Below are 16350 nucleotides of genomic sequence, written 5' to 3' on the forward strand. Positions count from 1 at the left end.
TCAGGCCGCGCCGGCGTCGGGACGCGCCGGTTCTGTCATCGGCTCCTCGGCCGGCGCACCGCATGAGAAGCAGTACCTCGCAAACGCGTTCTTGCGTGTGCTGCAGTGCCCGCAGTGGTCGAACAGGCACAGGCCACAGTGCGGGCAGAAGTCGGTCTTGCCGTCTTTCATGTCCACCGTGCGCTCGCAGCCCGGGCAGATGTTCTTCGTCATGCGCGCCTGCGCCTGGTCGTAGTCCATCTCGCGCTGGCGCGTCTGGGCCGGCTGCGCCTCGGCGAGCTTCTGCCGCTCCAGGTAACGCTGCAGCGCCTGGATCGCGTAGCGCCCGCCGATCACCGTGAGCACGATGCCCACGATGTAGCGCACATAGCCGCCGTAGCTCGGCAGGTAGGGCACCAGCTCCACGAAGAAGGCGAACAGCGCGAAGAAGATGAAACCCCACACGAACGGCCACGACGAGCCCTTGCGGTGTTTCTTGAACAGGTAACCCGCCAGCACCAGCAGCGGCAGCGTGAGCGCCAGGCGGTAGCCGAACACGCGCAGCTCCTGCGCGCGCTGCGCCTCCACAAAGGCGCCACGCGCACCGTTCTGCAGGGTGCGCAACTCGGACTGCGCGCGTTCCTGCGCCTGGCGCGCGTCCAGCGCCGCCTGCTGCTGCCGCTCGACCGCCGAGAACGCCGCGCGTTCGGCCTGCCGCAGGCCGTCCAGCTCGCGCGTGCGCACCAGCACCTCGTCGTCCTGCTCCGAACGCTGCGTCACGCTGCGCGTGGCCAGCCAGTTGTCGAAAGTCTCTCGCGCGGCGCGGTTGTCGGCGCGCGCCGTCTGCAGCCTGAGCTGTGCCTGCTCCAGCTCGGCCTGCGCTGCTTCGGCCGCACGCTCTGCCGTTTTGATGGCGTCCTTGAGCACGGGCGTGCGCTGCGGGTCCATGTAGTCTTCCAGCGAGCGGGTCTGCTCCACCTGCGGCAGATCCCCCACGATGGTGCTGCCCAGGCCGGTCAGGAACCAGGCAAACAGGAAGGCCACCAGCCAGAGGCCGCGGTGGAACCACTTTTCGGACAGGCGCAGGGTCTTGCTCATGTTCTTTCCCTCGGAAACAGGTTGTTGGACGGCATTGTGAACCCGCTCACAGCGCGATCCGCTGCGGTACCGAGCCCAGGCCGGTGCGCGCCAGCCAGTCGAGCACCGAATCCACCGTCACGGTTTCGATGCGGTCGGAGAAGCGCTTCGCGTTCGGGTGGTCGTCGAAGCGGATGTGCGCGGAACTGGCGCTCGCGCCCAGCCGGGTCAGCGCGCCCAGGCGCAGCGTGCTCGGCTGGTAACCCTTGAAGCCCAGCCAGGCCTGCGCCTGCGCACGGCTCGTGACGCCCGGCTCGGCCGCCATGGCCATTGTCTCCAGCGCCCACTGGTTGGACTGCTGGTAACGCGTGCCCCAGGCGTAGGCCACCATGTTGTAGTCGCGCTGGTGCAGGCGCAGGCTGCGTGCCGGGTCGGTCAACAGCGCGAGCAGCGGCGCCTGCAGCGCGGGCGCGGGCACCGACCACACCGCCTCGTGGCGCCACAGGTCGTCCAGAAAGAACTCGCCCAGCCCCTGGCGGTAGATCGAGCCGGTACCGGTGCCGCACTGGTTGAGCTTGTGCAACACGCGCCACGGCCCTTCGGTCGTCTTGTAGGCCCAGCCCAGGTGCGAGTAGCGCAGCTGGTACTTGCCAAGGTCTTGCCCGGCACGGCCCAGCACCACCACACGCGCGCCGCTGCGGGCGAACTCCGCATCCAGCGCCAGCGCCGTCTGCTGCGCCAGCGCCAGGCCCTGCGTCAGCGTCTGCGGCGTCATCGGGCGCTGTTCGCAGGAACGGCCGGCGTGTACGTTGGGCGCCGTCAAAAAAAGAGCCGCCGCACAGGACACGACCCACAGTTTCAGAAAGGTTTTCATGAGATATCTCGCAAACAGTGATACGCCTCGCATGAGGAAGCTCCAACCGGGAAACACCGCGGAACCGGCTTTGCTGGGCCGCTGGTGTTGCCCCCTGAAGGGGGGAAGCGCCGCAGGCGCGGCGGGGGTCAGTACGTGATTCTTTCGTTGTGGAGAAGAGCGCGCCCCAACTCGTTGGGGATGAAGCACAGCACCTCGCCCGCCGCCGAGAGCAGCACGCCGGTGCCGATCACGCTCACCGCCACCGCCGTGCCCACGCTGGCCGCCACGCCCGAGGCGGCGCGCCCCGTCAGCTCCACACTGGCCCGCGCGCCGTCGGACACCCGCTCCAGAACGAACACCGTGCCGCGCGCCGACACCTCCACCGTCTTCACCACCAGCACCGCGCCACTCACCGTGAGCGCCACCGGCAGCGCGCTGACCGCCACCGCGCCGGCGGCAGCACTGCCCGCCACCCCCACCACCGAAGCCACGGGCAACGCCGACAGCACCAGCGAAGCCTCGCTCTGCGCACGGGCCGGGCCGGCGGCCAGGGCCAGCGCCAGGCCGGCGGCGAGAAAAGTCTGGGTCAGAAAAGAACGTGTCATGTCAATGCTCCTGAAAAGGAAACTGGGTCAATAGAAAGAGGGGGCAGAGACGCCGCTTCAGGCCACCACCTGCGTCGTGGCGGCCGCGCGTTCGGCCAGCGCCTGCTGGCGGCCCGCCACATGGGCCTCGGCCAAGTCCGCCTCGTGGCGGTCGCGCAGCGTCTTGGCCAGGGTGAACGCCGAGGTCACCAGGTACAGCCAGCTCACGCCCAGGTAGGCCTTGTAGGTTTCGTCGATCTGCATGCGCAGCAGGCCCCAGAGCGTGAGCCCCATCGCCACACCGAAACCACCCCAGACCACCAGGCGCCACATCGGCGTCTCGGCCTCACCCGTGAGGCTGGCCTTCTGCGTGTCGCGCACCGCCTTGGACAACACGAACACCGTGGACAGACAGAACACATAGCCCATCACCATGAACGCCCGGTCCAGCGCCTGACCCGGCAGGTACGCCAGCCCGGTGGCGCAGAGAAAGACCGCGAGGCCGAACGACACCCACACCTGGAGCTGCCAGGCGCGGGTGTCGCGCATCACGATGAGGGGGGAACGGGTGCTGCTGGCCATGTGAAACCTCGGTGGGTTGTTGAACATGGCGTGATGGTGGGATGGTGGCGGGTATTCGAGGTCATATTTGACTACTGGAATCGAAAAATCGACCTTTCAGGATCGATATCCAATACTTTGTGACCCACAGCGGCTGAAGCGCACGTCAAAGGCCTCGTTCGCCCTCGACCTGGAGCGGGCGCCCGTTGGCAGACGGGCGCCCGCCCAGTCCACGGTTCAAGCCTGGGCCTCTGCACGCGGTGTGATGCGACGGGAAGCGGTCGCGCCCAGCCACGTGAGCGCACCGCCCAATGCCACCAATGCCGCCGCCACGAGAAACGTGAGGCGCAGGCCCGCCGTCAGCTGTTGCGCGCCCGCCGTGGCCACCAGGCTTGTCGACGCGCCAAAGCCGAACACCGTCCCCATGGCCGATGCCCCTGTGATCAGGCCCAGGTTGCGCGACAGGTTGAGCAGGCCCGACACCACACCGCGTTGGTCCGCTGTGGCGCTGGCCATCACAGCCGTGTTGTTCGCCGACTGGAAGGTGGCGTAGCCCGCCGTGATGAGGCCGAGCGCGCCCGCGTAGCCGGCTGAGCCCCAGGTGGTGGCCGCGATCGGCAGCGTGGCGGCGCCCAGGAACATGGTGACCAGCCCCGCCGCGCCCACCGGCTGCGAGCCCACCCGGTCCACCAGGCGGCCGGCCGGCGCGCCGAACACGGCGGCCACGGCCGGGCCAACCGACATCACCAGCCCCATGTGCGCTGCATCCAGCTGGAGCGCGCCCACCAGGTAAAACGGTCCCACCACCAGGGTGGCCATCACCACAGTGGTGACCAGCGCGCTCGCGGCAAAACCGGTGGCCATTACCGGGTGGCGGAACGTCGCCAGCCGCACCAAAGGCGCTGCCACCTTGGTTTCGGCGAAGACAAAGGCGCCCAGACCGAGCAAGGCCAGGAGCAACAGGCCCGCGTTGAGGGGGCCGAACGCACCGCGCCCGAGCGTCATGGCCAGCGAGTAGGCCGCCAGGCAGAGGGCCAGCAGCACCGTGCCGACGGGGTCGAAACGAATGGGCTTCACTGCGGTAGAAACTTGATCGGGTGGGAGGTGGCGGCAGGCCATCACCAGCGCCAGGAGACCCAGCGGCACCTGGACCCAGAACACCGCGTTCCAGCCACAGACACCGATCAACAGGCCGCCCAGCGTGGGGCCCAGCGCGGTTCCGACCGCCGACACGGTCCCCAGCAGGCCCATGGCGCTGCCCGCCTGGTGCTTGGGCACCCGTTCGCTGACCAGGGCCATGGTCAGCGCCATCATGGTGGCGGCACCCAGGCCCTGAACGACCCGAGCGGCGATCAACTGCCACAGGGTGGTTGACGCACCGCAAGCAACCGACGCCAGGGTGAACACCACCAGACCCCACAGCATGAGCCGGCGACGGCCCACGAGGTCGCCCAGGCGGCCCACCGTCACGATGACCACCGTGATGGTCAGCAGATAGGCCAGCACCACCCATTGCACCGCCTGAAACGACGCGGAAAACGCCTGCGTCAGGGTGGGCAGGGCCACGTTGGCAATGCTGGTGCCCAAAGAAGACAGCAGCATCGCCAAAGACAGACTGAACAGCACGCGTTTCAGGGCCGGTGCAGGGGGTTTGGCCGCTGTGGCAGGGGCCGCATCAAAAGGGGTGGGAAGAGACATGGGGGGCTCCGAAAACTGGATCAGCCGATGCTAGGGAGCGGGCCGTGCTGGCGGAAGGCGCACGCCACGCAATCAACAAGTGCACCCGACGCCGTGTGTGGGGTCTGCGTGCTATGTTTCCGGCATGACCCCGCCCGACTTCAACCTGCTGTTGACCCTGGACGTGCTGCTGGCCGAACAGAACGTCGCCCGAGCCGCTCAACGGCTGAAGCTGAGCCCCTCGGCGATGAGCCGCGCGTTGGCCCGCCTGCGCGAAACCACAGGGGACCCGCTGCTGGTCCGGGCCGGGCGCGGCCTGGTGCCCACGCCGCGGGCGCTTGAACTGCGCGAGCGCATCGGCCCCCTGGTGCAGGAGATCGAGGCGGTGTTGCGCCCGCTGAACGCCCTCAAGCTGAGCGAACTGGCCAGGACGTTCACGCTGCGCAGCAGCGAGGGGTTTGTCGAAAACTTTGGCGCAGCGCTGATCCAGCGTGTCGCCGAAGAGGCGCCGAATGTGCGCCTGTGTTTTGTGCGGAAACCCGACAAGAGCAGCACGGCGCTGCGGGATGGAGCGGTCGATCTGGAAACCGGGGTGGTGGGCGCCACGATGGGGCCGGAAATCCGCGCGCAGGCGCTGTTCCGCGACCGCTGGATCGGCGTGGTGCGCCACGGGCATCCGCTGCTACAGGAAGAGCCCATCACGACGGAACGATTCGCACAAGGTCGCCACATCGCCATCTCCCGCCGCGGGGTGGTCGGTGGCCCGGTCGACGAAGCGCTGGCACCCCTCGGGCGGCAGCGCAACGTGGTGACCATCACCAGCGGCTTCGTGGCGGCTTTGGCACTCGCACGCGGCACCGACCTGATCGCCTGCGTGCCCGAGCGCCACACCGAGAACCTGCGCGGCGATCTGCACAGCTTCGCGCTGCCATTTCCCGTGCCGGCGTTCTCCATCTCCCTGTTCTGGCACCCGCGGCAACAGGCGGACCCGGCACACATGTGGTTGCGCCGGGTGGTTCTGGAGACCTGTGGCGCCGATCACCCGACGCCCGGTTGAATCGGGCGCCCGCTGAGCAGGCCGCCGGGTTACCCACCCGCCGACCGTGGCTCAGTTGCCGAGAAGGCCCGCCACGCGTTCACGCAGGCTCTCCGGCGTCACAGCCTCGGCACGCACCGCCTCCCCCACGTTCAGCCCCACGCGGCTGAACACGCCGCGCCGGAACGGCTTGACCATGGCGGTGGGCTCACCGCTGGCCAATTCGATGCGGCTGAAGTACGAGCCCCAGAGGTTGGTGAGCGCCATGGGGATGACGCTGACCGACACGCCGTCGGCCTGGGCCTGCGCGAGGATCTTGGCGATGCCGCCCTTGAAGGGTTGCAGCGTGCCGTCGCGGGTGATGCCGCCTTCGGGGAAGATGCCGAGCAGGTCGCCTTCGCGCAGCACCTGGGCGGCGGCAGCGAACGCGGCTTCGTAGGCGGCGGGGTCTTCTTTCTGCGGTGCCACGGGGATGGCCTTGGCCAGCCTGAACAGCCAGCCGAGCACGGGCACCTTGAAGATGCGGTGGTCCATGAGGAAGCGGATGGGCCGGGGGCTGGCGGCCATGAGCAGCACGGCGTCGACAAAGCTCACATGGTTGCAGACCAGCACGGCCGCACCCTGGGTGGGAATGTGGGTGTCGCCAGCCACCTTGAATCGGTAAACGAAGCGAGAAGCGATCCAGGCCACAAAACGCAGCAGATACTCGGGCACCAGCAGGAAGATGTAGAACGCCACCACGGCGTTGGCCAGGCCGACGAAGAGGAACATCTGCGGGATGGTGAAACCGGCCTGGAGCAAGACCCCGGCGATCACCGCGCTGGCGATCATGAACAGCGCGTTGAGGATGTTGTTGGCGGCGATGATGCGCGCGCGGTGCGTGGGCTGGCTGCGCATCTGGATCAGCGCATACATCGGCACGCTGTAGAGCCCGGCGAACAGGCTGAGCAGGGCCAGATCGGCAAGCACGCGCCAGTGCGCCGCGTCGGCCATGAAGGCGCCCAGACCCAGGCCGCTGGCGGGCGGCAGACCGCGGGTGGCGAAATACAGGTCGACCGAGAACACGGTCATGCCGATGGCGCCGAGCGGCACGAGGCCGATCTCCACATGGCGGCGGCTGAGCACTTCGCACAGCAGCGAGCCGGTGCCGATACCGATGGAAAACACCACCAGCAGCAGCGACGCCACCTGTTCGTCACCGTGCAGCACGTCCTTGGCGAAGGCGGGGAAGAGGCTGAGGAACACGGCGCCGAAGAACCACATCCAGCTGATGCCGAGCACCGAGCGGAACACCACCGTGGTCTGGCGGGCCAGCTGCAGGTTGCGCCAGGTTTCGGTGAGCGGGTTCCAGTTGAGGGTGAGGTCCGGGTCCATGGCCGGCGAGGCCGGTATGTGGTGCGCCGCCACGCGGCCGAGGATGGCCAGCGCCACGCAGCTGAAGCCGACGTGGTGCGCGCCGATCTCGGGCACGGCGATGATCAGGCCACCGGCCACGTTGCCGAGCAGGATGGCGACGAAGGTGCCCATCTCGACCATGCCGTTGCCACCGGTGAGCTCGCGTTCGCTCAGGTGCTGCGGCAGGTAGGCGAACTTGACCGGGCCAAACACGGCGGACTGCAGGCCCATGAGGAAGATGCAGGCCAGCAGCACCGGAATGTGCTGCACGAAGAAGGCCCACGCGGCGAGCGCCATGATGCCGACCTCGGCGCGCTTGAGCCAGACGATCATGGCGCGACGGTCGAGCTTGTCGGCCAGCTGGCCACTGGTGGCCGAGAAAAGCAGAAAGGGCAGGATGAACAGCGCTCCGATCACCAGACCAGCCAGATCGGCCGGCAGCCACTGCACCCGCAGCTGGTAGGTCACCAGCACGGTGAAGGCGAACTTGAACAGGTTGTCGTTGGCCGCACCGAGGAACTGCGTCCAGAAGAAGGGGGCAAAGCGGCGCTGGCCCAGCAGCGAAAACTGGCCGCCCTCGTGGGCGCCGTGGCTGGCGTGGCCGGTGGGCACCGTGGAGACCCCGGCGGACGTGGTGGCTGGGCTGCTCATGCGAATCTCCTCCAGAAGTCTTGTGATCATTGTTCCGAGGGCGCCGCGCCGCGGCCCATGGCCAGCGCATTCTGCCGCATGGCCCGCAGCACCGGCCAGGCGGCCAGTCCGGCCACCAGGTGCTTGAGGCTGTGGCCCGACACCAGCTCGCCCGTGGCTTGGAAAACCGCTTCGTCACCCAGCTCCAGCAGCTTGGCCAGCGCATACAGGCCGATCAGCACGCCGAGGCGCACCCCCAAGGCGCCGGCCCGGGGCGGGTACAGCGCGAGCCAGACCATGAGCGCCATGCCGCCGAACTGCACCACGGCCCAGGGCAGCACATTGCCTTGAGAGAACGGCATCGCCGCCGAGAGCAACGCCACCACCAGCGTCAGGCGCATCACACACGCCGCAGGTTTCTGCCCCACGCGCTCGGCCACCGCCAGCGCCAGCGCGCCGGCAAAGGTGACCGCCATGCCCATGCGGTCGAGCACCAGGCCCTGGGCATCGGGCTCCCAGTGGTACCAGGCGGAGCCGAAACCCGTGACCAACAGGCCACCGAAGAACACGGCCAGCGCCAGCCGGGTGCCCGGCGCCCAGGGGCCACCGCGCAGCAGCACCCAACCGCCGAGCAGACCCGCGACCCCCATCGCCCCGTTGGTCCAGACGTCCATGAAGTTGGGCATGCCCCAGAGGCTTCTGGCGTCCACGAAAGGATGGCCGTGGGCATGCAGCGCGGCGTGGCCGTGGGCGTTGAGCGCCAGGCCACTGTGGGCCAGCCAGGCCGGCCCGGCGATCACGGCCAACAGCCAGAGCACCAGCAGCGTGGTGCCCAGGTTCACCAGCCGCTGCCCGATCGGTGACAGGGGCATGGATCGCAGCACACACGGGCTGGTGGGTCGGTGGGTGACAGATCGGGTGGACAGGGACATATCGGCACTCCGGTGGCGCATGGGCCGGTGAAACAAAAGGGACAAAGGGCGGGACCGGGGCGCAGTGTCTGAGCGGCCAGCGTCCAAACGGGTCAACTTCCGATACAGTGCTCCAACTTCCAACCCAAGGTATCGATATCCGATACCCATGAGCGCCGCGCCGCACCAAACCAGCCCGCGCCGCAATGCACAGCACGAAGGCATTTCCCATGAGCACCACCCAGGACCTGGTCACCGCCCTGAAGAAGGAACTCAAGACCGCGCAGATGACCTACGCCGACCTGGCGCGGGCCATGGGCATGGCGGAATCGAGCGTGAAGCGCATGCTGGCCAAGGGCGACATGTCGCTCTCGCGGGTGGACGAGATCTGCCGCGCGCTGCGGCTGGACTTTGCCGATCTCGCCCGCCGCGTGGCCGACGCCCAGCCGCTGCTGCGCGAGATGACGGCCGAACAGGAGCGCGCCGTGGTGGCCGACAAGAAGCTGCTGCTGGTCGCGATCTGTGTGCTCAGCCAGTGGACGCTGGAGCAGATCACCGCGGCCTACCGGCTCAGCGAGGCCGAGTGCGTGACCTGCCTGGCGCAGCTCGACCGCATCGGCATCATCGAGCTGCGCCCGCTCAACCGCTACCGCCTCAAGCTCGCCAAGACCTTTCGCTGGCGGCCGCACGGCCCGGTGATGAACTACTTCCGCGACCACGCCCTGCTCGACTATTTCGCCGGCGGCTTCGACGGCTCGGGCGAGGGCCTGCTGCTGGTGCACGGCTCGATCAGCCGCGCACTCGCACCCATCTTCGTGGAGCGGCTGCAGCGCGTGGCACAGGACTTTGCCCAGCAGCACCAGACCGACCAGAAGCTGGCCGAGAAAGACCGGGAAGGCTACACGCTGGTGCTGGCGATGCGCGAATGGGAGTTCGAGGCTTTCGGCAAGTTGAGGCGGTGATGGTTTCCCCACAAACGCGCTGCCGCCAGCGCTGGCATGATGTCGGGCCTTGCCCAGACGTGGGCCCACTTCTTTTCCTGCTCCGCACGCCTCCATGAACGCACCCGTCAACGACACGCCCGACCACACCGCTGCGGCACCCACTGAAGCCAGCGCCTCCGAGCCCACCGGCGCCGCACCGCGCGGCCAGCGTCCGAACCGCGGTCGCCGCCCGCAACGCCCGGCCACCGAGCGCCCCGCGGGCCAGGCGCCCGCGCGCCAGCACCCGGTGCTGGACCAGTTGGCCACGCTCTACCCCGCGCTGTTTGGCGAGACGCTGCTGCCGCTCAAGCGCGGCATCTTCGAAGACCTGCTGGCGGCCCACCCGGAGGCGCTGGACAAAGACAGCCTCAAGGCCGCGCTGGCGCTGCACGCGCGCTCGACCCGCTACCTGACGGTGGTGGCCTCGGGCCTGCGGCGCCACAACCTGGCCGGTGAGCCGGTGGAAGACCTCACGCCCGAACAGGTGCACCACGCGCTGATCGAGGTCTTCCGCCGCCGCGGCGCGCGCAGCCGCGAAGACCTGCGCCCCAAGCTGCGCCAGCGCATCCTGCAGGCCTATGAAGCCTCGGGCCTGCCGCGCGACGCCTACGCCGAGCGCGTGCGCGGGCGCGACGAGGAAGTGAACCAGCTCACCCACGACGCGCTGACCGTTGCCGCAACGCGCGAAGCGCGCGAAGAAGCCCTGCTGCGCGCCTTCGATGCCAGCGGAAAAACGCTCAACGAGTTCGCCGACATGTACGGCCTGCACGTGCTCGACGCCAACCGCACGCTGGAGCGCGCACGAGCCCGGCTGAGCCGCCCGGCCACCCCGACGGCCCCGACAAGCCCCGAGACCACGGTCGACGCGCCCGCCACCGAACCCGCAGCCGAACCCGGCGCCCCCTCCCCCGCCCCATGAACCCGGCCCCGCCCGCCGCCGCCACCGAATCGCCTTACGCGTGGTTCCGGCTCGTGGTGTCGCTGGCGCTGATGACGCTGGGGGGCGCGGGCATGTATTCGGTCACGGTGGTGCTGCCACGCATCCAGGCCGACTTTGACGTCGCGCGCGGCGACGCCTCGCTGCCCTACACGCTGACCATGGTGGGCTTTGGTCTGGGCGGCATCCTCATGGGCCGCCTGTCCGACCGCTTCGGCGTGATGGTGCCGGTGCTGGGCGGCGCGGTGGGGCTGGGCCTGGGTTTCATCGCCGCGGGCGCGGCCCAGAGCCTGTGGCAGTTCAGCCTGGCGCAGGGCATCCTGATCGGGCTGCTGGGCACCTCGGCCACGTTTGCGCCGCTGGTGGCCGACACCTCGCGCTGGTTCACCCGCCGCCGCGGCATCGCGCTGGCGATCTGCATGAGCGGCAACTACCTGGCCGGCGCCGTCTGGCCGCCGGTGATCCAGCATTTCATCGACAACGGCGGCTGGCGCCAGGCCTACACCGGCATCGGCGTGTTCTGCCTGCTGGTGATGCTGCCGCTGGCGCTGGTGCTGCGGCGCCGCCCGCCGGACATGCCCGCACCGCAGCCGGTCACCGCCACGCAACCCGGCGCACCCCAGCACGGTGAACGCCCGCTCGGGCTCTCGCCCGGCACGCTGCAGGCCCTGCTGTGCGTGGCCGGGGTCTCGTGCTGCGTGGCGATGTCGATGCCGCAGGTGCACATCGTGGCCTATTGCACCGACCTGGGTTTTGGCGCTGCGCGGGGCGCGGAGATGCTCTCGGTCATGCTGGGCATGGGCATCGCCAGCCGGCTGATCTCGGGCTGGATCTCCGACCGCATCGGCGGCCTGCGCACCCTGCTGCTGGGCTCGGTGCTGCAGGGCGTGGCGCTGCTGATGTTCCTGCCCTTCGACGGCCTGGTGCCGCTGTACCTGATCTCGGGCCTGTTCGGCCTGTTCCAGGGCGGCATCGTGCCAAGCTACGCGCTGATCGTGCGCGAACACTTCTCGCCCGCCCAGGCCGGCGCGCGCGTGGGCACGGTGCTGATGGCCACGCTGTTCGGCATGGCGCTGGGCGGCTGGATGTCGGGCGCGATCTTCGACCTGACCGGCTCCTACCAGGCCGCCTTCCTCAACGGCATCGGCTTCAACCTGCTCAACATCGGCATCGTGCTGTTCCTGCTCAAGCGGGCGCGCGGCCCCGGTGCAGGACACGCCCGGGCCGTGCCCGCCTGAAGCGTTTGCTTCAGGTCGGCATGGTGAACACGGTCAGCACGCCGGTGTAGCCGTAGAGCCGGTGGTGCGCGATCTCGCCGCCGGCAAAAAATCCGACCAGGGGCACATCGCCCAGCGCGCGCCGCACGATCTGCAGTTCGGCGCTCGGGCTGCCAAAGTGTGGTCCGCCGCGGCCGGCGCAGCTCACGTACACCGCGCCCGCGATGCGGCGCGCGGGTTGTGGCGCGGCATCGGCCTCCGGCGATTCCAGCGCCGTGGCCAGGGGCAGGCTGAGCTCCTCGGGCTCCAGCTCCTCGCGCACCTCGGCACACACCCGGATCAGGTCGGCGCGCGCCGCCTGCACGTTGCGCTCGCAAAACGCCAGCCGGCTGCCCACCGGCGCCACGTCGGCAATCGCCACGCCGCGCCGCCCCGGGTCCAGGCCGATGATGTGGCGCACCGTGACTTCGGGGCCGAACTGACCGCGCCGCTGCGGTGATCGCACCCCCTCCCCGGCGATCGGCGCCGTGAGGCCCACGAGCGTGGCGCGCAGGCGCGGCATGGCCGCTTCAGGCTGTTCGAGCGAAATGCCGAGTTCGCGCAGCAGCACGTCCAGCGCGGGCTCGTGGTCCAGCGAGAGCACCAGGTTGCCGTCGGCGGCCGTCACCGTGCGTTCGCGGTCCACCGGCTGGGCCCCCTGCGTGACGCGCGAGATCAGGTCCACGCCCGGGCCGAAGGCCACGCCGCTCAAGCCCCCGTGAAACACGCCGCTGGAAGCGCCATGCCCTTGCAGGTTGCCCGCACTGCTGAACGCGAACTGCACGCTTTCGCTGCGGCTGCCCACCAGACCACCAAACAGGTAGCCGCTGGTGGTGCGGTCGGCCATCTCGGTGATCAGTTCGGCCAGATCGGGGGTGTGGCCGTCGGCGTGCACCAGCGCGGTGTGGGCCTCGAAACCATCCACCCCGGCCGCGCGCCCGCTGGCCGCCAACGGCGCCACGCCGCTGAACACGCGGTACTGATCGGGACTGAGGTCGCACAACATGACGGCCAGCGCCGGCTCGTCAAAGTACTCGACGTTGTTGGCCGCGATGCCCACCCCCACCGTGCCGGCCCAGTCGGTCACCTCGTGCAGTTCGGCACTGAGGTGTTCGAGGATGGCTTCGGCCTCGCTGGCGTAGTGGTCGGTGATGTAGAGCAGTGCGAGCGAAGGCGCCCGCGCGGCGCCTGGCAAGGCGAGCTGCGCACGCAACTGGGCGAGCACCAGCGCAGCCGCCATGCGCCACTGGGGATGGGTGGCGTGGGCGTAGGGAAAGGGTTTCATGGTCATACGACCTCGGCACGGCCCGAGGGTTCAGTGCGCGGTCAGCGCCGGCCGGTGCTGCGCGCCGACTTCCCGGCAGCAGGCTTGCGCGTGCTGGTCTTGCGGGCCGACGCCTTGGGCGCGGCAGCGGCTTTGGACGCGGCGACGGGTTTGGCGGTGGGCTGCTGGAGCCCGGTCAAGGGGAAAAAAGCGGTCGGCATGGGCCAGTTGCCGGTCGACAGCGGCTGGGCCGGGTTGGCGCGGGGCGCTGCGGCGGGCGCCGGGCGGGCGGCGCGCGCTGGTGCTTTTTTGGCGACCGCTTTGGTTGCGGTTTTTTTCGCGGCGGGTCGAGCGGGCGCCTTGCGGCCGGAAACGGCGCGCGCAGCGGCCTTGCCCATGCCGGCCGCGGTGCCCACATTGCGAGCCACGGTTTCGGTCAGGCCGCGCGTGACCTTGCCGGCCACGCCGGTGGCGGTTTTCACGGCCTGCTCGGTCAGACCGCTGGCCACCTGGCGGGTGGTGTCGAGCGCGGTCTGCTTGGCCACGTCCTTCATGGCGTTGGTGGCGATGTGCTGGAACTGCTGCGAGAGCGCACCCCACCATTGCATCGGGTCGACCACGCCGCCGGCGGGCGTGGCGGGTTGAGCGGCGGCGGGCTGCGTTCGGGTCTTGCGCGACCGGGACACCGGCGGCGGCGCGGGTTCTTCGTCGTCCTCGTCTTCGATGTCCTCGTCGATCTCTTCTTCGTCCTCTTCCGCCTCGGCGTCATCGTCAGAAGCCCCTGGCGGCGTCGGTGTGCCGTAGGTGCGGGGCGGGATTTCCAGACCGGCGAACTGGGTGTGCGCAGGCACTGCCGCGGGGGCGCCCCCGGTGAAGCTGGCCATGGTGTCGGCCGCCTTGATCTTGAGCGCGTTGGCCACGTCACCCAGGCTGAAGTTCATGTTCTTCAGCGTCGCCAGGGTCATCTTCTGCACCTCCAGCGCCTGGATGGTGGCGGCGAGCGCCTTGCTGTTCTGGTCGAGCCAGAAGTGCACCGCCTTGAGCTCCTCGATGCGTTTTTCGAGGTCTTCCACGTTGAAGGTGGGCGCCACCCAGTTACCCAGGTTGGGCATCTGCGGGATGCTGTTGCCAAGGCCCTGCGCCACACCACCGGCGGCCTGCCCAGCGAGGTTTTGCAGGAACTCGAAACCCGGAACGAATTTACCAAAACCGCTGCCCGATGTGTCGCTCATGGGAGTCTCCTGGTGGGTGTCTGGGTGGCGTGCACGCCGGTTCAGCTGTCCACGCCGTAGCGTGGGGCGCGGCGCTCCCGCAAGGATGCCACACCTTCGCGCACATCGGGTCCGGCAAAACCCATGAATTCAAGGGCCAGCGAGGTGTCGAACGCCGGGCCGGCCTGGCGCAACCAGTTGTTGAGCGAGTACTTGGTCCAGCGGATCGCGGTCTGGCTGCCCGAGGCCAGGCGATCGGCCACTTCATAGGCCTTGTCGAGCAAGGCGTCGTCGTCCACCGCGAGCGAGACCAGGCCGATGCGCTCGGCCTCTTCGCCACTGATGGGGTCGCACAGCATCAGGTAGTACTTGGCCTTGGCCAGACCGCACAGCAACGGCCAGACGATGGCCGCGTGGTCGCCGGCGGCCACCCCCAGGCGGGTGTGGCCGTCGACGATCTTCGCGGACTTCGCGGCGATGGAGATGTCGGCCAGCAGGCCGGCGACCAGACCCGCGCCCACGGCCGGGCCGTGCATGGCGGAGACGATGGGCTTGTCGCAGTTGATGACGTTGTAGACCAGGTCGCGGGCCTCTTTCCAGACGCGCGTGCGCACCTCGAAGTCGGTCGCCATGTCCTGCACCAGCGCCAGATCACCGCCACCCGAAAAACCCAGGCCGCTGCCGCGCAGCACGGCGCAGCGCACGCTGTCGTCGCGCCCCACGTCGCGCCAGATCTCACTCAGCTCCCAATGGCCCTCGTGGCCCGCGGTGGGCAGTTTGCCGTTGCCACCGGGTCCGTCGGCGCGCATCTGGATGTCGAGCACCGAGGGCACACCGTCCACGGGTGGACCGCGGCGGGTGATGGCCAGGGTCTGGTAGCGGCTGTAGTCCACAGGGGTCATGGAAGTCTCCTTGAATGGGGGTTGTGCCCGCCGAAAACCGGGCTTGTGTCCGGTCGATTCTGCCCCGTTTGCCCCACCAAACCGCCATCGATTGCGCCGTGTTTACCCGGGGGATTGCCCGGTTCGCCCTCTTGCGGCCACGGTCGCTTGACGTGTGTCAACACCCGTCCCGGCGAGCAGGCGCAAGATAATCCTGTGGGGTTGGGAGATTCTTCCGGAAACCCCCTCTCAAAAATCCAGAGGAGTCAGCATGAGTCAGAACATTTCCGACACCTATGCCAGCCAGCTGCAGCAGATGCGCACCGAGGTGCTGGCCCAGTTGCGCGCCCAGCGGGGCGGCAAGGTCGGCCGCGCCGAATCGGCCGCCGAAGCGCGCGAGACCGCGAGCGATGACTGGGCCCAGGCCGACGCCGAGCGCGATCTGGCTTTTGCCCTGGAGGAGCGCGAGTCGGCCGAGCTGGTTGCGATCGACGAGGCGCTCAAGCGCATCGCCGACGGCAGCTACGGCCTGTGCATCGATTGCGGCGTCGGCATCGCCACGCCGCGGCTGCACGCCAACCCGACCGCACTGCGCTGTGTCGCGTGCCAGGAAAAGATCGAACACGCCCAAGGCACCGCGCCCCCGGCGGGCTATTGAATTTTTTATCGTTCCCTTTTTTCAGGAGTTGACCTTATGACCACTTTCCATGCCGTTGTCTGGATGGACCACAGCGAAGCCCACGTCTTGATGTTTGACCGCGAGCATGTGGAGGCCCAGCGCGTCAAGGCGCGCAGCCACCACACGCCCAAACACGGACATGTGGGCGCTGACAAGGAATTTTTCAACCAGGTTGCCCAGGCGCTGGAAGGCGTGAATGAAGTGCTGTTGACCGGTCCGGCCAACGCCAAGATCGAGTTCCGGGACTTCTGCAAGCACAACGTGCACGCGGTGGACAAGGCCGTCGTCGACGTGGTCACCACCGACCACCCGAGCGATGCGCAGGTGGTGGCGATGGCCCGCCAGTACTTCCTGAAGTTCGACCAGCAGGCTGTTGATCCAGCGCAGAGGTAAGCAGCCGGGCCCCGGCCCGATGCACCCGACAACGCCCGCG

Annotated in this window: 16 protein-coding genes; 6 read left to right on the forward strand and 10 right to left on the reverse strand. The window is 68.8% G+C overall.

All coding sequences use genetic code 11. The features are described from left to right. The 5 genes from ACN5W5_RS07080 to ACN5W5_RS07100 all read right to left on the reverse strand — a co-directional run bounded on the left by ACN5W5_RS07080 (position 1) and on the right by ACN5W5_RS07100 (position 4755). Positions 1-1077 carry a serine endopeptidase gene (locus ACN5W5_RS07080; protein ID WP_420047829.1) on the reverse strand — a complete coding sequence of 359 codons (1077 nt, stop codon included), beginning with the start codon at positions 1075-1077 and terminating at the stop codon, positions 1-3. Between the two features lie 46 nt (positions 1078-1123). Continuing rightward, positions 1124-1930, reverse strand: coding sequence for a DUF2145 domain-containing protein (locus tag ACN5W5_RS07085; protein ID WP_420047830.1), 807 nt, complete (start codon positions 1928-1930; stop codon positions 1124-1126). Positions 1931-2058: 128 nt separating this feature from the next. After that, the gene (locus ACN5W5_RS07090) at positions 2059-2517 is read right to left on the reverse strand and encodes a hypothetical protein (protein ID WP_420047831.1); all 459 of its coding nucleotides are present in this window, start codon (positions 2515-2517) and stop codon (positions 2059-2061) included. Positions 2518-2574: 57 nt separating this feature from the next. Then, positions 2575-3078 (reverse strand): YiaA/YiaB family inner membrane protein, encoded by a 504-nt coding sequence (locus tag ACN5W5_RS07095; RefSeq protein WP_420047832.1) that lies wholly within the window; start codon positions 3076-3078, stop codon positions 2575-2577. A 216-nt stretch (positions 3079-3294) separates the two neighbouring features. Continuing rightward, positions 3295-4755 carry an MFS transporter gene (locus ACN5W5_RS07100; RefSeq protein ID WP_420047833.1) on the reverse strand — a complete coding sequence of 487 codons (1461 nt, stop codon included), beginning with the start codon at positions 4753-4755 and terminating at the stop codon, positions 3295-3297. Between the two features lie 124 nt (positions 4756-4879). On the opposite strand from ACN5W5_RS07100, the gene ACN5W5_RS07105 reads away from it, so the two are divergent. Further along, positions 4880-5791 carry a LysR family transcriptional regulator gene (locus ACN5W5_RS07105; RefSeq protein WP_420047834.1) on the forward strand — a complete coding sequence of 304 codons (912 nt, stop codon included), beginning with the start codon at positions 4880-4882 and terminating at the stop codon, positions 5789-5791. A 51-nt stretch (positions 5792-5842) separates the two neighbouring features. On the opposite strand, the gene ACN5W5_RS07110 is transcribed toward ACN5W5_RS07105, so the two are convergent. After that, the gene (locus tag ACN5W5_RS07110) at positions 5843-7816 is read right to left on the reverse strand and encodes an MFS transporter (protein WP_420047835.1); all 1974 of its coding nucleotides are present in this window, start codon (positions 7814-7816) and stop codon (positions 5843-5845) included. A gap of 26 nt (positions 7817-7842) precedes the next feature. Further along, positions 7843-8667, reverse strand: a complete 825-nt coding sequence (locus ACN5W5_RS07115; protein ID WP_420047836.1) for a hypothetical protein — start codon at positions 8665-8667, stop codon at positions 7843-7845. A gap of 269 nt (positions 8668-8936) precedes the next feature. On the opposite strand from ACN5W5_RS07115, the gene ACN5W5_RS07120 reads away from it, so the two are divergent. The 3 genes from ACN5W5_RS07120 (at position 8937) to ACN5W5_RS07130 (ending at position 11864) form a co-directional block, all read left to right on the forward strand. Next, positions 8937-9668 carry a helix-turn-helix domain-containing protein gene (locus ACN5W5_RS07120; RefSeq protein ID WP_420047837.1) on the forward strand — a complete coding sequence of 244 codons (732 nt, stop codon included), beginning with the start codon at positions 8937-8939 and terminating at the stop codon, positions 9666-9668. A 94-nt stretch (positions 9669-9762) separates the two neighbouring features. Continuing rightward, on the forward strand, positions 9763-10608 hold the full coding sequence (locus ACN5W5_RS07125; RefSeq protein WP_420047838.1) for a ProQ/FinO family protein: 846 nt from the start codon (positions 9763-9765) through the stop codon (positions 10606-10608). After that, complete coding sequence (locus ACN5W5_RS07130; protein ID WP_420047839.1) at positions 10605-11864, forward strand: MFS transporter; 1260 nt, start codon at positions 10605-10607, stop codon at positions 11862-11864. The genes ACN5W5_RS07125 and ACN5W5_RS07130 overlap by 4 nt, the downstream gene beginning before the upstream one ends. Before the next feature lie 10 nt (positions 11865-11874). Here ACN5W5_RS07130 and ACN5W5_RS07135 read toward each other — a convergent pair whose 3' ends face one another. From ACN5W5_RS07135 to ACN5W5_RS07145, 3 genes are read right to left on the reverse strand one after another with little or no spacing between them, the layout of a single operon-like run. Continuing rightward, the gene (locus ACN5W5_RS07135; protein WP_420047840.1) at positions 11875-13167 is read right to left on the reverse strand and encodes an FIST signal transduction protein; all 1293 of its coding nucleotides are present in this window, start codon (positions 13165-13167) and stop codon (positions 11875-11877) included. Between the two features lie 41 nt (positions 13168-13208). After that, positions 13209-14378, reverse strand: a complete 1170-nt coding sequence (locus ACN5W5_RS07140) for a PhaM family polyhydroxyalkanoate granule multifunctional regulatory protein (RefSeq protein WP_420047841.1) — start codon at positions 14376-14378, stop codon at positions 13209-13211. A 41-nt stretch (positions 14379-14419) separates the two neighbouring features. Further along, entirely contained in the window at positions 14420-15250 is an 831-nt protein-coding gene (locus tag ACN5W5_RS07145) for an enoyl-CoA hydratase/isomerase family protein (RefSeq protein ID WP_345740461.1), read from the reverse strand. Between the two features lie 259 nt (positions 15251-15509). On the opposite strand from ACN5W5_RS07145, the gene ACN5W5_RS07150 reads away from it, so the two are divergent. Beyond that, a complete protein-coding gene (locus ACN5W5_RS07150) occupies positions 15510-15896 on the forward strand; it encodes a TraR/DksA family transcriptional regulator (RefSeq protein WP_420047842.1) in 387 nt (128 codons plus the stop codon). 36 nt (positions 15897-15932) lie between these two features. Then, complete coding sequence (locus tag ACN5W5_RS07155) at positions 15933-16310, forward strand: hypothetical protein (RefSeq protein ID WP_420047843.1); 378 nt, start codon at positions 15933-15935, stop codon at positions 16308-16310. Positions 16311-16350 lie beyond the last annotated feature (40 nt).

Source organism: Hydrogenophaga sp. ZJX-1 (genome assembly GCF_048590325.1).
Classification (GTDB): Bacteria; Pseudomonadota; Gammaproteobacteria; order Burkholderiales; family Burkholderiaceae_C; genus Hydrogenophaga.

Coding starts and splice junctions, on each gene's coding strand:
- ACN5W5_RS07105 (WP_420047834.1), top strand. CDS start 4,880: ATGACCCCGCCCGACTTCAACCTGCTGTTGACCCTGGACGTGCTGCTG.
- ACN5W5_RS07085 (WP_420047830.1), bottom strand. CDS start 1,930: ATGAAAACCTTTCTGAAACTGTGGGTCGTGTCCTGTGCGGCGGCTCTT.
- ACN5W5_RS07110 (WP_420047835.1), bottom strand. CDS start 7,816: ATGAGCAGCCCAGCCACCACGTCCGCCGGGGTCTCCACGGTGCCCACC.
- ACN5W5_RS07100 (WP_420047833.1), bottom strand. CDS start 4,755: ATGTCTCTTCCCACCCCTTTTGATGCGGCCCCTGCCACAGCGGCCAAA.
- ACN5W5_RS07120 (WP_420047837.1), top strand. CDS start 8,937: ATGAGCACCACCCAGGACCTGGTCACCGCCCTGAAGAAGGAACTCAAG.
- ACN5W5_RS07095 (WP_420047832.1), bottom strand. CDS start 3,078: ATGGCCAGCAGCACCCGTTCCCCCCTCATCGTGATGCGCGACACCCGC.
- ACN5W5_RS07090 (WP_420047831.1), bottom strand. CDS start 2,517: ATGACACGTTCTTTTCTGACCCAGACTTTTCTCGCCGCCGGCCTGGCG.
- ACN5W5_RS07155 (WP_420047843.1), top strand. CDS start 15,933: ATGACCACTTTCCATGCCGTTGTCTGGATGGACCACAGCGAAGCCCAC.
- ACN5W5_RS07080 (WP_420047829.1), bottom strand. CDS start 1,077: ATGAGCAAGACCCTGCGCCTGTCCGAAAAGTGGTTCCACCGCGGCCTC.
- ACN5W5_RS07135 (WP_420047840.1), bottom strand. CDS start 13,167: ATGAAACCCTTTCCCTACGCCCACGCCACCCATCCCCAGTGGCGCATG.
- ACN5W5_RS07115 (WP_420047836.1), bottom strand. CDS start 8,667: ATGCCCCTGTCACCGATCGGGCAGCGGCTGGTGAACCTGGGCACCACG.
- ACN5W5_RS07150 (WP_420047842.1), top strand. CDS start 15,510: ATGAGTCAGAACATTTCCGACACCTATGCCAGCCAGCTGCAGCAGATG.
- ACN5W5_RS07130 (WP_420047839.1), top strand. CDS start 10,605: ATGAACCCGGCCCCGCCCGCCGCCGCCACCGAATCGCCTTACGCGTGG.
- ACN5W5_RS07125 (WP_420047838.1), top strand. CDS start 9,763: ATGAACGCACCCGTCAACGACACGCCCGACCACACCGCTGCGGCACCC.
- ACN5W5_RS07140 (WP_420047841.1), bottom strand. CDS start 14,378: ATGAGCGACACATCGGGCAGCGGTTTTGGTAAATTCGTTCCGGGTTTC.